Annotated in this window: 13 protein-coding genes and 1 tRNA gene; 10 read left to right on the top strand and 4 right to left on the bottom strand. The window is 60.3% G+C overall.

Going from position 1 to position 14290, the window contains the following annotated elements:
• The 8 genes from EN749_RS05095 to EN749_RS05065 form a co-directional block, all read left to right on the top strand.
• A partial coding sequence (locus EN749_RS05095; RefSeq protein WP_128362668.1) for a DUF4326 domain-containing protein occupies positions 1–248 on the top strand: 248 nt, incomplete at its 5' end.
• A complete protein-coding gene (locus tag EN749_RS05090) occupies positions 245–1168 on the top strand; it encodes a hypothetical protein (RefSeq protein ID WP_128362667.1) in 924 nt (307 codons plus the stop codon). The genes EN749_RS05095 and EN749_RS05090, both read left to right, overlap by 4 nt.
• Before the next feature lie 50 nt (positions 1169–1218).
• A complete protein-coding gene (locus EN749_RS05085; RefSeq protein ID WP_128362666.1) occupies positions 1219–2133 on the top strand; it encodes a hypothetical protein in 915 nt (304 codons plus the stop codon).
• Positions 2134–2178: 45 nt separating this feature from the next.
• Positions 2179–2550 carry a diversity-generating retroelement protein Avd gene (gene avd / locus EN749_RS05080; RefSeq protein ID WP_128362665.1) on the top strand — a complete coding sequence of 124 codons (372 nt, stop codon included), beginning with the start codon at positions 2179–2181 and terminating at the stop codon, positions 2548–2550.
• 335 nt (positions 2551–2885) lie between these two features.
• The gene (locus tag EN749_RS05075) at positions 2886–3875 is read left to right on the top strand and encodes a reverse transcriptase/maturase family protein (protein WP_128362664.1); all 990 of its coding nucleotides are present in this window, start codon (positions 2886–2888) and stop codon (positions 3873–3875) included.
• 187 nt (positions 3876–4062) lie between these two features.
• The gene (locus EN749_RS05070) at positions 4063–5172 is read left to right on the top strand and encodes a tyrosine-type recombinase/integrase (RefSeq protein ID WP_210214707.1); all 1110 of its coding nucleotides are present in this window, start codon (positions 4063–4065) and stop codon (positions 5170–5172) included.
• Positions 5158–5228, top strand: a tRNA-Ser gene (locus EN749_RS37475). Before EN749_RS05070 ends, EN749_RS37475 begins: the two co-directional genes overlap by 15 nt.
• Before the next feature lie 374 nt (positions 5229–5602).
• A complete protein-coding gene (locus tag EN749_RS05065) occupies positions 5603–6277 on the top strand; it encodes a uracil-DNA glycosylase (RefSeq protein ID WP_128362663.1) in 675 nt (224 codons plus the stop codon).
• A 3-nt stretch (positions 6278–6280) separates the two neighbouring features.
• On the opposite strand, the gene EN749_RS05060 is transcribed toward EN749_RS05065, so the two are convergent.
• Genes EN749_RS05060 through EN749_RS05050 form a run of 3 tightly spaced genes read right to left on the bottom strand, consistent with a single transcriptional unit; the run spans position 6281 to position 8625 of the window.
• Complete coding sequence (locus tag EN749_RS05060; RefSeq protein ID WP_145990878.1) at positions 6281–7456, bottom strand: nucleoside triphosphate pyrophosphohydrolase family protein; 1176 nt, start codon at positions 7454–7456, stop codon at positions 6281–6283.
• Positions 7457–7475: 19 nt separating this feature from the next.
• On the bottom strand, positions 7476–8159 hold the full coding sequence (locus EN749_RS05055; protein ID WP_245491266.1) for a hypothetical protein: 684 nt from the start codon (positions 8157–8159) through the stop codon (positions 7476–7478).
• On the bottom strand, positions 8134–8625 hold the full coding sequence (locus EN749_RS05050) for a TIR domain-containing protein (protein ID WP_128362661.1): 492 nt from the start codon (positions 8623–8625) through the stop codon (positions 8134–8136). The genes EN749_RS05055 and EN749_RS05050 overlap by 26 nt, the downstream gene beginning before the upstream one ends.
• Positions 8626–8757: 132 nt before the next feature.
• Between EN749_RS05050 and EN749_RS05045 the strand changes: the two genes are divergently transcribed.
• A complete protein-coding gene (locus tag EN749_RS05045) occupies positions 8758–11367 on the top strand; it encodes a patatin-like phospholipase family protein (protein WP_128362660.1) in 2610 nt (869 codons plus the stop codon).
• A 1-nt stretch (position 11368) separates the two neighbouring features.
• Here EN749_RS05045 and EN749_RS05040 read toward each other — a convergent pair whose 3' ends face one another.
• On the bottom strand, positions 11369–12514 hold the full coding sequence (locus EN749_RS05040) for a LacI family DNA-binding transcriptional regulator (RefSeq protein ID WP_189367377.1): 1146 nt from the start codon (positions 12512–12514) through the stop codon (positions 11369–11371).
• A 576-nt stretch (positions 12515–13090) separates the two neighbouring features.
• Between EN749_RS05040 and EN749_RS05035 the strand changes: the two genes are divergently transcribed.
• Positions 13091–14053 (top strand): sugar-binding protein, encoded by a 963-nt coding sequence (locus EN749_RS05035; protein ID WP_128362659.1) that lies wholly within the window; start codon positions 13091–13093, stop codon positions 14051–14053.
• Positions 14054–14290: the final 237 nt, after the last annotated feature.

Below are 14290 nucleotides of genomic sequence, written 5' to 3'. Positions count from 1 at the left end.
TCATCGTCGGCAAGCATGGCGACGCCGCCTATTGCGTCGACCTCTACACCGCCTTGCTCGCCGGCCTGATGCGCGTCGGCGCGGATCCTGACGTCAAGGCGCTGGAGCAGACGCGCCAGTTCGTCGCCGACAACGCCGGCGAGCTCACCGGCAAGAACCTCGCCTGCTGGTGCCGGCCAGGCGCGCCATGCCACGCCGACGTGCTGCTGAAACTCGCCAACCATCCAACCCGAAGGAGTCTTCCATGACCACAGCCCTGAAATCCGCCGTTCCCGCATCGATCCTGACCAAGGCCGATCCGAACAGCCCGGCCTTCCGCGTCGAAGGCCGCCGCCGTATTTTCCTGAGAGCGGGCACCGTCGTCAACTTCGGTGCCGGAGGAGTCGAAAACCAGACCGAGCATGAGATCGTGATCGGCTCCAGCGATCTGGTCCCCGGCACCGACTTCGCGATTGTCGTCAATGACGATGGAGAGGCCATCGCGCTGCCGGCCGGCCGGACGCCAGAAGATGGCTTTGTCGAGATCGGCGGTTTCCATTTCGCGCCAGGCGGCAATGCCACGGCGCGCGCTGGCGGCGACAGCGAGCCTGCGATCAATCCGTTCTCGTGCTGGGATTTGAATTTCCGCCCGGCCTGCACGGATCCTCGCGGGATGGCGCTGGTCGATCTGCCAGGTGGCAGCAAAATCTGGGTCGACATCTACAAGCTGAACGTCAATCACATGGCCGGCACCAGCCGTTTCGGCGTGACCATCGCCGACGGCGTCGACCTGCCACTGCGCATCGACGGCCAGGGCCATTACGACGCGCTCGACTACCAGACCGCCGTGACGATCCTCGCTCATCACGGCAAGCAGCTGCTCTCCTATGACGAATACCGCGTTGCCGCCTTCGGCGTCACCGAAAAGACGTCAGCCGCTCGCGATCCGAAGCTGACCGGGCTGGACGCCGCCAGGACCTCGCAGCGCGGCATCATGCAGGCGTCGGGCAATCTTTGGGACTGGGGCCACGACGGCGATCCCGACATCCCTCGCGCGTCCCTCTTCGGCGGCTCGTGGATCGACGGCTCGAAAGCCGGCTCCCGCTACGCGCGCTTGGTCTTCTGGCCGGAGTTCTCGTACGACAGCATCTCCGCGCGGGGCCGCAGTGACCACCTGCAGCTTGCCTGACCGGCGCGAAAGCGCTGGTCCTCTCCCTTCAAACCAGAGGATCAATCATCATGAACGCTACAGCTAAAATTCCTGCCATCGGTCTCGATCGGGCCGATCTGTCCACCTCCATTTTCGTCGTCACCGGCACCGATGCCATTGCGATCAAGGCCGGCACCGTCGTCACAATCGCCGGTGCGGCCCACGCGTTTGAGCTGGATACGGCAGTCGATATCGTCGACCCGGCCGCCGGACGCGATTACTGTATTTTCTTGGGCTCCGACGGCAAGCCACGCGCCGACATATGCGATGCCGAGATGCTGAAAGGCGATATCCTCGGCGGCTTTCATTTCGCACCGAGCGGCAATGCCACTGCGCGCGCCGGCGGTGACGGAATCCCGGCCATCAATCCTTTCTCATGCTGGGATTTGGGTTTCCGCCCGGCATGTCCGGATCCGCGTGGCATGGCTTTGATCGACGGTCGCTTCTGGGCCGACATCTATCTGCTCGGCACCGATCACCTGACCGACGGCACAAGCCGCTTCGGCCAGATTATCGCCGACGGGCGCTCGTTGCCGGTCAAGATCGGTGGGGAGGGCCGATACAAGAAGCTTGACTACGCCACGGCTGGCGAGATCTACACCCATCACGGCAAGGGCATGCTCAGCGCAGAAGAGTTCTTCGCCGCCGCCTACGGTGTCAGCGAACGGACTTCGCGCGATAAAGAGCCGGAAACGACCGGCGATGTTTCCGGGGACGGCAAGAAATTCGTCTCCGGATGGGGCCTGTTCGACGTCACCGGCACGATGTGGCAGTGGGGCACCGACGGCGATCCCGACAATCCCCGCGCGTCCATCTTCGGCGGCTCGTGGTTCACCGGCTCGGAAGCCGGCTCCCGCTACGCGAACTTGGGCTACTGGCCGGTGTACTCGACCGGCCACATCTCCGCGCGGGGCCGCAGTGACCACCTGAAGCCTGCCGCCTAGCCGGCGCGAAAGCGCCGGGCTTCCGCCAGCCCTGGGAAAACCGCCATGTCAATCATCCGCGACGAGCATGCAGCAGCGCCGGGACTGGCGATCATCGACAAATATGAGGAAGCCGTGACCTATCTCTACCCGATCCTGCAACGCTGCCCGCGCGCGCATGGCAATGTCCGCGACACGATGATGGCCGTGCTGTTCGACCAGGTGGGCCTGTTCTACCAGGCGGCGAAGTCACGGCAGCCATCAAAGCTTTACGCGGCGGACGCCAACCTGGCGACGCTGCGCTTCTGGTTGCGCTTCGCGGCAGATCGCAAGCTCAAGATCATCACGCCTAACCAGCACAAGGCGACGCTTCGCCTGCTGGCTGAAGCCGGCGCGATGCTCGGGGCATGGATCAAGTCCGCCAAGGGCAACGGGTGAACGGGGAAATGATGCGGCGCGCGTCCATCTTCGGCGGCTCGTGGATCAACGGCTCGAAAGCCGGCTCCCGCTACGCGAACTTGGACTACTGGCCGGAGAACTCGAACGACAACATCTCCGCGCGGGGCCGCAGTGACGATCCTTTTCTTGCTCGGCGCCGGTCACGGCCGCGCCGGCACTCTGCTTTTGCCGTGCCTGGTTTCGGTCAGGCGCGGCGGGGTGGTCAGCCCGGTCATCCGGCTTCGGCGAACACACTTCTGGGTCCGGTACAGCGGGGAGTAGCGGGCACCACCCGTCGAAACCCGCGACCGGCAAGCAAGGCTTGGAATCCGCTCATGGGGAAGAAGCACCGAAACCTGATTGGCGCGATCACCGCCGACGCCACCATGCTCGAGGCGCTGCGGCTGACCTCGCGCGGCAAGCGGCTGACGCCGGCCAGACTGGAGTTCAAGGAATTCTCCATCCTCAATCTGGAACGACTGGCCAGCGATATGGCCAGTGGCGCCTATATCCAGGGCGAGCCGCATCAATTCAACATCTTCGATCCGAAGCTGCGCACCATTTCGGCGCTGCCGTTCCGGGATCGCATCGCCCAGCACGCGCTGTTCAAAATCATCGCGCCGATCTTCGACGCCACCTTGCTTCCACGCACCTTCGCCTGCCGGCCGGGCAAGGGCACGCATGCAGCCGCCCACATGCTGCAGGCCGACATCCGCCGGCTGACGCGAAACGATGAACCGCTGTTCGTCCTGAAGACGGACTTTTCCAAATACTTCGCTTCGATCGACCGAGCTGTGCTGTGGCGGCTGATCGAGGCCAAGATTTCCTGCCGTGCCACGCTTCGCCTGATCGAGGCTATGTTGCCGCGCGACGGAATCGGCCTGCCGATCGGCAGCCTGGTCAGCCAGATCTTCGCCAATGTCTATGGCGGCATCGTCGACCGGCATCTGCAGCAGGATCTCGGCGAGCGGCACTGGTATCGCTACATGGACGATATCGTCATCCTTGGCCGCTCGTCGGAACATCTGCAGCGCGTCCGCATGTCTATCGAACAGCTCTCGCGTGAGCGGCTCGGGCTGCGCTTCTCGAAGTGGAGCATCCAGCCCGCCGCCCGTGGCATAAACTTCGTCGGCTACCGCATCTGGGCGACACACAAACTGCTGCGCCGCGACAGCGTCACCCGAGCCCGGCGCAAGATCCGGGCCTATCGCGGCGCCGGAGATAATGAGCGGCTGCAAAAGTTTCTGGCGGCATGGACCGGCCATGCCGGATGGGCCGACTGCCGCAACCTCATGCGCAGTTTGGGGCTGGAGGCTGCATCATGAGTTGCCTCATCCTCGAAGCCGGAAAGACCCCGGAAGAATGGGTTGAAGTGTTTGCCATGCGAGGCATCCACCTGTCGGCCAGGACGATCCGCTTTGACGCGCGGCGGCTCGGGGCTTGCCGGATGCTCGGCAAAGTGATGATGCTCTTGCCGGAACACATGGACCGCCTGTTTCAGGAGATGGAACCTTGCCCCTCGAACCCTACGAACGCGACGGATGGTGGTGGTTCAAGGGACGGATCGACCGGATACCGGGCGGCAAATACTACCGACAAAGCTCTTGCGTACCTGTCGCAGCGCCAAAAAAGGACGCCGAAGCGGCAATCGCGGCCTTCGAGCTCAAAGAGATCAAACGTGATCTCGTTGGAGACGAAAGGGCGCTAAGTTTCGCCGACGCGGTACTCCTCTATCCGGCCAATCCTATGGAAGCCGGCGATCTGGCCAGGATCCTGCCGAACATCGAGGACCGCGCCGTGGCTTCGATCACGCCGCAGGAGGTGCGCAACCTTGGCGCGTTGCTCTACCCGCTGGGCTCGACCGACACATGGCAGCGCCACGTCGTCACCCCGGTGCGCGCAGTGATCAACAATGCGCATGATCTCGGTAAATGCCCGCCGATCCGCATCAAGTCCTATTCCAAAGCAGACCGCCTGAAACAGGATCGCGCCCGCGGCAAGAAAAGCCGCGTCGAGAAGGTGCCGGGCTCATGGGAGTGGCTGCTCGCATTCCGTGCCGAGGCGAACCGCTACCAGGCCGCGATGGCGCACTTCATGTTCGTCACCGGCGCGCGCATCAGCCAGGCAGTCGCACTCAGGCCGGCGGACCTCGACCTGCAGAATGCCCGCGTTTGGATGCCGGAAGCCAAAGGCATGGAAGAGCAGTGGGTCGACATACCGATGGACCTGGTTGTCGAGATCGCCAATCTTCCGCCGCGCCGCCCGCGCAAAGGCCCGCACGGAAAGACGCGCATGAAGGAGGCCCGCGTGTTCGGCTACGCCAACAAGGACGGCGTCTACAAGGCTTGGAAGACGGCATGCAAGCGAGCCGGCATTGCCGAGATCATGCCGCACGCCGCCGGCCGGCACGGCTTCGGTACCGAGATGCTGGTGCGCCAGAAGCTCGATCCGCGCACCGTGGCGTCAGCCGGCCGCTGGGCAGACCTTGCATTGATGCAGAAAACCTATACGCACGCCGAGGATGCAACAGGCAAGGTACAAGCCGCCCTTCGTACAGGACGCGTACAGGCCACAAAGGCGGCATCGGCTAAGGCACGGAAGGCAAAGGCGAAATCGGCATAGGGAATTCTGCCCTCCGAAGGCAGAGGTCACAGGTTCGAATCCTGTCGGGTGCGCCAACATTGTCACGGTCCATTCCGGACACCGGGTTTGGTGGTGTCTCAGCTCGGTTGAGGTATTTTAGGTTATCCCGGAAGCCGCCTGTTCGCGCAAACCACCGGAACGTTGGCCGGCGGCATGGGCCTCAGAACGCTGCTTTAAAGATTGCGCCGCCACGCTCTCACTGGCGCGTCATCTGCTCACAGGATAAAACTGATGCCCACTGATCACAGGTTTGGATCAATCCAACTTCAATTTTCGTAGCGCTGCGGTGCCTGATTCCCTCGCCATCAGCTTTGTGTCATAGATCGTGCTCAGCATGAGATCTGCGTCGGAGTAGCCGCAGTTTGCAACGGTGCGCACCCTTGATTTTGCCAGATCGGAGATTGATGGCGTGAACGTCAACGATTTTCTCGATGATCTTTCGGGACTCAGCTTTCCTCACGCCTTCAATCCCTATTCTGAGAAGTGCGCCGTTCACGATGTTGACGACGCCCCGGCTATCCGGCGCAAGAACTTGGAGGCGATACTCCTCGCCGCGACAATGAACGGAATCGATTCGCTCTGGATCGGCCGGGACCTGGGCTATCGTGGCGGAAGGCGAACTGGGCTTCCTCTGACAGACGAGGCCCATTTGTCATCCCATGCTGCGATCTTCGGCTGCACCTCGCTTTCCCGCGCGACGAAAGGGCCGATGGTGGCGGAGCGCACCGCGACGATCATTTGGAGCATGCTGGAGAGTATAGGGCGCCCCGTGTTCCTCTGGAACGTGTTTCCCCTTCATCCCCACGAGGAAGGCGACCCCCTTTCCAACAGATGCCACACAAGGGCGGAGCGCCAGGCTTGCCGGAGCCTGCTGGTATGGCTCCTGCGGACTTTGAACCCACGGCATGTAGTTGCCATCGGCAAGGATGCTCAAAAAGCGTTGGCAGATCTAGATATTGCCGCGGTTGGAGTGAGACACCCGAGTTATGGAGGGCAGGCCGAGTTTATCACCGGGATCGCCACGCTCTACAAACTGCCGAAAGATAGATCCAACAACCCGCAACTGTCGCTGTCGCTCACCTAAAACTCACGAATTCGTGGAGTAGCCGAGCGTCCTATTTTCGAGGTCGGCAGTAACAACGCCGCCCCGGTTGGCCTGAAGTTCGCGGAAGACTTCGTAGCCCGACAAGATGGCCTCCTCCCAAAGCCACAGCGGCATGCTCGCGACCTCGTAGCCTTCAACGAATTCTCTGACCGTTTTCAGAAGGCCATAGTCGAGCGCGGGAACACCCTCGAACAGATTCAAGCGCTGGGCGTGATTGAACACCCAGGTTGAAACGCCCTCTTCGATCAACACCGCACGCGCGCCATCCTCGACCTCGTCGATTTTCGGAACGCTCTTTCGCTTGCGCTTCAAAAGGCGCCTCAGATTGGGTGACCATCCGAGTTTCGCGGCGAATGCCATGTGGAAAGCATCGTGAAATCTATAGTCGTCGTCTTCCATGCGGTTGTCCGTCAACTTGTCGCCGAGCGGGCTCCCTGCATAGAAAGGCGTAACCTGCCTCTTCCCAGGTTCGCCATTTTCGACGAGGGTCAGGGAAAACTTCCGAGGAAATTGTTCGTGCTCGGGGAAATTTGCGTCCAACAGCGGCGGATAACGCTTCTGCTGTGGCCAGCGTTCATACGACTTCAGGAGATTTTCCGCTGCCGCATCAGCCAAGCTGAGCCCGGCTTCCTCTGCGGCATCCCTTAGGTTGCGCAGAATCGCAACGAGCCTGCCAACAATGGAGGCCTGGTTGTCTTCCAGGCGGCCGGCCTGAAAATCGACGACCAGAAGCCCGACCTCTGAGGCCAGCTTCACCAAGCGCCTTTCAAACTGGGTGCTCGGTTCAGACGCCTTGGTTCCAACAGATTTCTGCAGATCGATAAACTTGAGGTCCTCGGGAGCGGAAAATTGCCAATCTTCGACCGGCCGATCAATGTTGTGTCCTATATAGGCGAGGCTGATGTTCGACCTGCAGGCTATCGCATTCAGATACCACAGCGTATCGCCGAACTCCTCGATGACTGTCTTCTGGTAGCCAATATATGCGGTCTTATCCCGCTGCTTCTTTTTTACTTCGCTCAATATGCTACCTGCTTCCCCAAAAAGGCCGAGAAGAGGGAAGGACAGACCCTGGTCGGTCTTGAAGAGCTTGTCTGTTTTGTGGGCAGCTTTCTGGTACCCATCAAGCGTCAGAGTTCCTGCAGAAAACTCGCTCACCATGGAAAACCTTTTTGTGCTAATCAACAATTTTGTCCATGCGCTTTGAATAGCGCGAACCGCTCTTCATGAATTGATATGGATCGCCGATAACGGTGTTGGCGCGTCCTTTGTATTCGGCGTGCATCCAGTCCAGCAACGGTTGGGCTTTTGCTAATGTGAATTTTCTGTGGCCAATCCCATTAAAATAACCGAGATGAGTGAGAATGTGATTTGGAGCTGCAGGGGCCGCATCACCAAAATAATAGAAATTGCGCGAGATCAGCACCCGGTTTGTCTGGGTATCGTTCTTGATGTTGGACGGTTCAGGGCTGCCGTCTATCTGGCTGTGATGAGAATCTTCTTGGACCCAAGCCGTAGTTCCTGCCGGCTGATGGTAAATATTGTCACCCATGATCGTCTTGCGACTCCCGTTGCGGACTGGCCGCTTGCAGAGGTACTCGGGACCGTGCCAGTAGGCGTCGAAGGTGAGCGTGTCGGTCACCTGCATTGCGTAAATGCACCGACCGACCGCTTTCAGTTTTGCACCGCCCATGCCAATGACCCAATCGCCAATCTGAGCCGTCTTGCGGATCCTGGGTTTGCATGTCGCGAGCGTGCACGCACCGTGAAAAGGATTGGGGGCAAAACCAAAATCTCTCGCAACCACGTACATGTAGACGTTGGGCATAGAGGCTTCAGCACCGCGACGTTGGAGCGGCATGCACGGGTTCGCGCGGCGTGCTGCTGCCTGGGTCCTCGAAAGGACTGTCTTTACCTTCGATGGCGTCGATAACGCTGGCAGAGTTCCAGTTCACCAGAGCGTTTCCGTATTTCTCGAACGCGGGCGGGATGTCTGCCTTCGTCCCTCCATATGTGTAGACACCGACAATGCGTTTCCCCAGTTCATTTGCCTTGTTGATTTCCCAGTTCACCCATGGGCGTTGATGCGTTTCCTTACCGATCAGAACGATCACGGTTCCTGCCCATGACATCTTCATCCGCAACAGCCGCTTGAGTGTTCTTTCTGGAATTTTTTTCGCGTCCAGACGGGCTTGGTTGGACGGCTTCGCGCGGATCGAGCTATTGCGAATCTCGAAACCGTTGCGGCCAAGCAAGCTGCTCAGTTTGGTCACATGATCATCGTCAGCATGGTGGTGGCTGATAAACACGTGTCGACGCTTCGACATCTTTCGAAACTCCCAGAGAGTCCTGCGAATCCACTTATATTGTGTCACATTGTGTAACGAGTCGCGTACAAACGCTAGTAATCCTTATGTCGTCGGCAGCAGATTCTGAAAAATCGATAGGAGAGGGCAGCCTTGGCAGACAACAGCCCAGAAACATGGGAAACAAAGCTACGTCCTGCATTCGCGCCAAGCTCGGCATTCGATGTGTCGTTCTTCCAGCAGTATGGCCACAGGCCGTGGGCGCCAAAAGAGGCCGATCAAAGTGCAGCCCAGTCGCTCCACATCGAACTTATCTCACGGGTAGCCACCCAGCATCTCGATTACAGCCAAGGCGTCGAAGAGGCTGCGCTCGCCAGCATTTTCGAACTGTTCGGTAAGACTAGATCTTTCTGCTCGTCGAACCTCGGCTGCAGCACCTTCGAAATTGTCGGCTGGCACGTCTTGAACTCCAGGGTGCGCCCTTTCACCGCCCGATGGCATTCCATCAGCCACGCAGGCGGGCTCCGCGCGTTGGACACCAGCGACGAGTTCAGGGCAGACTTAGAGGTCGTACAGCTTGCCTTGCTCGACCTAGATAGGGCATTGCAGATGATCGCCGGACATGACGGCTACTCTGCATCTCACGATGCGAACTCCCAGCACGCAACTATTGACGCCGAGATGCAACTAGCTCCTGCGTGGCGCCCCATGGGGGCTCGTAGCGGTGCCGACAACCTGGCGGCGCAGGAGCGGGATCTTGTCCTGGCTCGACGACGCCAGTACCAGATCGATCCGGAACGGAGCTGGGCTGCGGGATTGGCGCTCTCTGGCGGGGGCATTAGAAGCGCTACATTTGCGATCGGCGTGCTGGCGGCTCTCGCGCGCAGAAATCTTCTGCCGCAGTTCGACTATATCTCTAGTGTTTCCGGCGGCGGATTTGCCGCTGGTTTCTTGACACAGCTTCTCGGCGGATCGGACAATGACCCTCATTTCGGGCTGGCTGCGAACAAACAACCATTCGAGAGGGATGAAGGCGAGTCGCTTATCCTCAGAAAAGTTCGTCACGGCGCCAGCTACCTGTCGGGTTCGTTTCTCGAACGCCTAGCGCTCGGGACGATCCAGGCGCACGGAATCTTCATAAATCTACTGGTGATCTCACTGTTGATCGCCATCTTTGCGTATGGCGAGTTTGCTACCGGCAATTTCATTCCAGGAAACGTGACGGATATGTTCTCCGCATTTCTGCCGATCGCTGCTGTGAGCGGCATTCTGATAATTCCGCTGGCAAGCAAGACGTTCTACCGCGACAACAAACCATCCTTTTTGATGTCGTTTTTTGGCGTCCTATTTCTTTTGCCGCTTGCCGTTTTCGTCCTGCAGCTGTTCCACGCTAGCGTGCGCTACCTCACAGGTCTGTTCGTCGTGGGCACACAAACGAGCATCACCTACGCACCGGTTACACTCGGTGCCATTCTGACCTGGCTCGCACTGACCATCTCCGGCTTCGTCGCGGCTGGGGCGATAATCTCACAGTTCAATCGGCTGCGTCCAGCATTCCTGATGGCATTTTCAGTCTTGTTTCTGCTGACGACCGAGTCTCTTTTTTACACCTTCTTTGTTGATAGCGGCCCATCGACCGGCATCTTCTCTGCAGGGTTGGCGGCAGCCATCCTCTTCTTCCTTTGGCTATTTCTCGACATCAATGTCGCGTCACTGCATCATTACTACCGCGCCAAGCTGTCAGATGCATTCCTGCTTCGTCCCTCGGGTGAGCCCGCAGACCCGATGAACCTGAGTACGTTCGACGGACGCCGGGCTCTATTTCCCATCATCAACTGCGCGCTGAACGTTCCAAAATCAAAAGATCCGGTCATGCGCGGGCGCCTGTCGGATGTGTTCGCGATCACGCCTGTGGCAGCAGGTGCAGGTGTCCTCGGCTATCTCGAAACCTCCAGCTGGGAAAAGTCCAATGCCAACCTCGATCTGGGATCCACCATCGCCTTATCCGGCGCGGCGGTCTCACCGCAAATGGGCCTGCGGACCAAACGCTACGCTAGCTTCTGGCTCACAGCACTCAATCTTCGATTGGGAATCTGGCTCCGCAGACCAGGGAGCACGTCACGAGGGCCGGGGCTATGGCAGCTGGTGAAAGAAATGACCTCCACGGCCGACGAACATGGCGCATTTCTCAATATCTCTGACGGCGGTCATATCGAGAACTTAGGTGTCTACGAGTTGCTGAAGCGTAGATGCCGCTTTATTGTAGCTGTTGACGGCGAGAATGACCCGACGATGACATTCCACGCGCTAACGAACCTGCAACGGCTCGCCTATATCGATTTCGGAATCGTCCTTGATCTAAACTTGGACGACTTGAGGCTTGGAGAAGCGGGCTATAGCCGGTCACACTTTCAGCTTTGCCGGATATTCTACCCGCAGGGACCGAATCAGGCTCGGGAAATCGGTTACCTGCTCTACACAAAGCTGTCCTTGACGGGCAACGAGGGAGAGTATCTCAGGCGCTACAAGCTAGATGAGCCGGCATTTCCACACCACTCGACGGCCGATCAGTTCTTCTCCGAAACCCAGTTCGAGGCGTACCGGTCCTTGGGAGAGCACATAGGTGAGAAGATGTTTTTGCCGGCGATCACAGGTCCGCTAGGCCAGAAGGACGTCTCGCTGGAAGAGTGGCTTCGTTGTCTTGGCCGCAGCTTGTTGCGGCCGACGTCTAGCAGTCAACGCGCCGATCAACACGTTCAGTGATTTAGGTGTGATGGGTAACTGGAATTAGGTCGACGCCCCCCCCCCGCACACTCTCCCGCTCCACCAGCGGGCACTCCAGCTTCGTGATCGGATATCGCCCCCGTCCAGGTGCCGCCGGCGCTTCCAGCTGTTCGATCGCCCATTGGCCCATCGCCATGTGCGGCAGGATCGAGGTGGTCAGCGGCGGGAACAGATGCCTGGCGATCTCCTCGTCGTCGTAGCCGACCACGGAAATGTCCCCAGGGATGTGCAGGCCGGCTTCCTTCAGCGCTTCGTAGCAGCCGATCGCGGTGCGGTCGTTCTGGCAGAAGATGGCGGTCGGGCGGTCCTTCAGCGCCAAGAGCTTGACGGTCGCGGCGTAGCCGGCGCTGGCCGACCAGTCGCCCTCGACCACCAGCTCGGGATCGAACGGGATGTCGGCGGTGGCGAGCGCGCGGCGGTAGCCTTTCAGCCGGTCCTGGGCCGCCTGCATCCACGGCTCGCCGGTGATGGTGGCGATGCGGCGGTGGCCGTGGCTGATCAGATGGCGGGTCGAGCTCTGGCCGCCGGCGATCTCGCTCGGCACCACGGCAGGGAAGGCGTAGTCCGCCGTGTAGCAGTTGAGCAGGATCACCGGGATGTCGAGACCGTAGAGATAGTCGGGCGCCGTGATCTCGCGGGTGAAGATGGTCATGTAGATCAGCGCCGAAATGCCCCGCTTGGTGAGTGCTGAAATGGCGCGCGGCTCCATGACGGAATCGCCCAGCGTCTGCGCCACCAGAAGCACGTTGCCGGCATTCCACGAGGCCTGGCGCGCGCCCTCGATGGCGATCACGGCTTCCGGGCTGGTGGCGAGCTGGTCGACGGCGAAGCCGATCACCCCGTCCAGTCCTTCGAAGGCAGGCCCCCCGAAGGCAGGCAACGCCGGGTGAAGGGCCGAGAAGGCGGGTGCGGTGTAGCCAAGGGTCCGCGCGGCCTCGATCACCCGCTCGCGAGTCTGCTGCGACAGCTTGATCCCTGGCGAATTGTTGAGCACGAAGGAAACGGTCGCCTGCGAGCAGCCGGCCGCCCTGGCGATGTCGATCATGGTGACGCGGCCCTTGGCGCCCTTGGCCGGCGCCTTGCGCCGCCTCGCCGTGTCGCTGGCCCGATCCGTCGTCTCGCTCATGGCAAATCCCAGTCTGGCAGGCCGGTCAGGCCGGCAAGGTGGCGTGACGCCGTCGATTCATAGAGATAACGTCAAAGCCGTTTATAACTATTAGTATGCCGCAGGTCCATCTGCCACGCATCGCCATACAAGCCAAAACTCAAAGGGGGAAAGGCTTGGGCTGCGGCTCAGCCGTGGCGACGGCTCGCGGGCGTATACACCGTGAAATCGCCGGCATTGGCCCGGAACTAATACTGTTTACTAATACAAAAATGCGCTGTACCGTCAATCCGTCGCGTCCGGCCGCTCACGTCCGGGGCGGCGGGAGAGTACGAAAAATGGCCCGGTGGCGAGCGGATACTACTTCCGCAAGCCTTGTCTCGGATATGTGATATGTCAGACAAATCGGACTATTTACGAACGAAGGATGAGTCTCTAAGGTCCATGATCGTGGCTGGAACGACGCCATTCTTCGGTGCCGGGAACCCCTTTGAGGAGGAGGGCGTCCACGCTGCAAACGGCAAATCAGGTCAGTGCCAAAATCAGGTTAATGCAAGATCGGCCGGTCCAACGACTGAGCCAAACGGGAGGTTGAACATGAAATCATTGATACGCAATGCATCCGTAGCCGCGACCGCGCTGCTGCTTGGCCTGTCGGCCACGGCCATCGCGCGCGCCCAAGACAAGCCGACGCTGGCCTTCGTCGTCAACGGCGCTTCCGATTTCTGGAAGGCCGCCGAAGCCGGCGTCAAGAAGGCGCAGGGCGAACTGCCCGACTACAATCTTGAGCTCAAATATCCCGAGCAGTCCTCGGTCGCCATCCAGCAGCGGCTGATGGACGATCTGGTGACCGCAGGCGTCAAGGGCATCATGGTCTCGGCCGTCGATCCCAAGACCTCGACCGACGGGTTGAACAAGATCGCCTCGGAAACAGCGCTGTTCACCACCGACTCGGACGCCCCGCAGACCAAGCGCGTCGCCTATATCGGCTCGTCCAATGTCGATGCCGGCAAGCAGGCGGCCGAAATCGCCAAGAAGGCGATGCCCAATGGCGGCAAGTGCCTCGGCTTCGTCGGCCTGCTCGGCGCCGACAATGCCAAGGAGCGCATCCAGGGCATGAAGGACGGCCTCGCCGGCACCAAGATCGAGCTGATCGACGTGCGCGGCGACGACATCGACCAGGCGCGCGCCAAGAAGAATGTCGAGGACGCGCTGGTCGCCAGCCCCGACGTCACCTGCATGGTCGGCTTCTACTCCTACAACACGCCGCGCATCTATGAAGCGCTGCGCGATGCCGGCAAGCTCGGCTCGATCACCGTCGTCGGCTTCGATGACGATCCGATCACGCTGGGCGGCGTCAAGGAAGGCACCGTTGCCGCCACCGTCGTGCAGCAGCCCTTCGAATGGGCCTATCAGGGCATGAAGCTGATGGCGGCCTATCTCAAGGGCGACAAGTCGGGCATCCCGGAAGGCAACCTCATCATCATCCCGACCAAGATCATCGGCAAGGATGACGTCGACGCCTACGCCGCCAATCTGAAGGCGATGTCTGGAAACTGATCGTCGTTAGCGCCGCCCCTCATCCGCCTGCCGGCACCTTCTCCCCGTATGGTGACGGGGAGAAGGGAAGCGCTCCAACGCTGGCAATCCCCCTCGCCCCGTCTCTATACGGGGGTCCGAAGGACGGGCGAGACAAGTGGCTCGCCCCGGAAGGGGTAGGGTGAGGGGCAGCGCGACGCCTCGCTTTTTATTGACGGGCCTCCCAAGGCCCGTCAGTCTGCGGGGAGGCCGTTCCGC

Origin of the sequence: Mesorhizobium sp. M7A.F.Ca.ET.027.02.1.1, from assembly GCF_004022985.1 — a bacterium.
In the GTDB taxonomy this organism is placed as follows: domain Bacteria; phylum Pseudomonadota; class Alphaproteobacteria; order Rhizobiales; family Rhizobiaceae; genus Mesorhizobium.
This window is presented reverse-complemented; position numbering and strand designations above follow the sequence as displayed.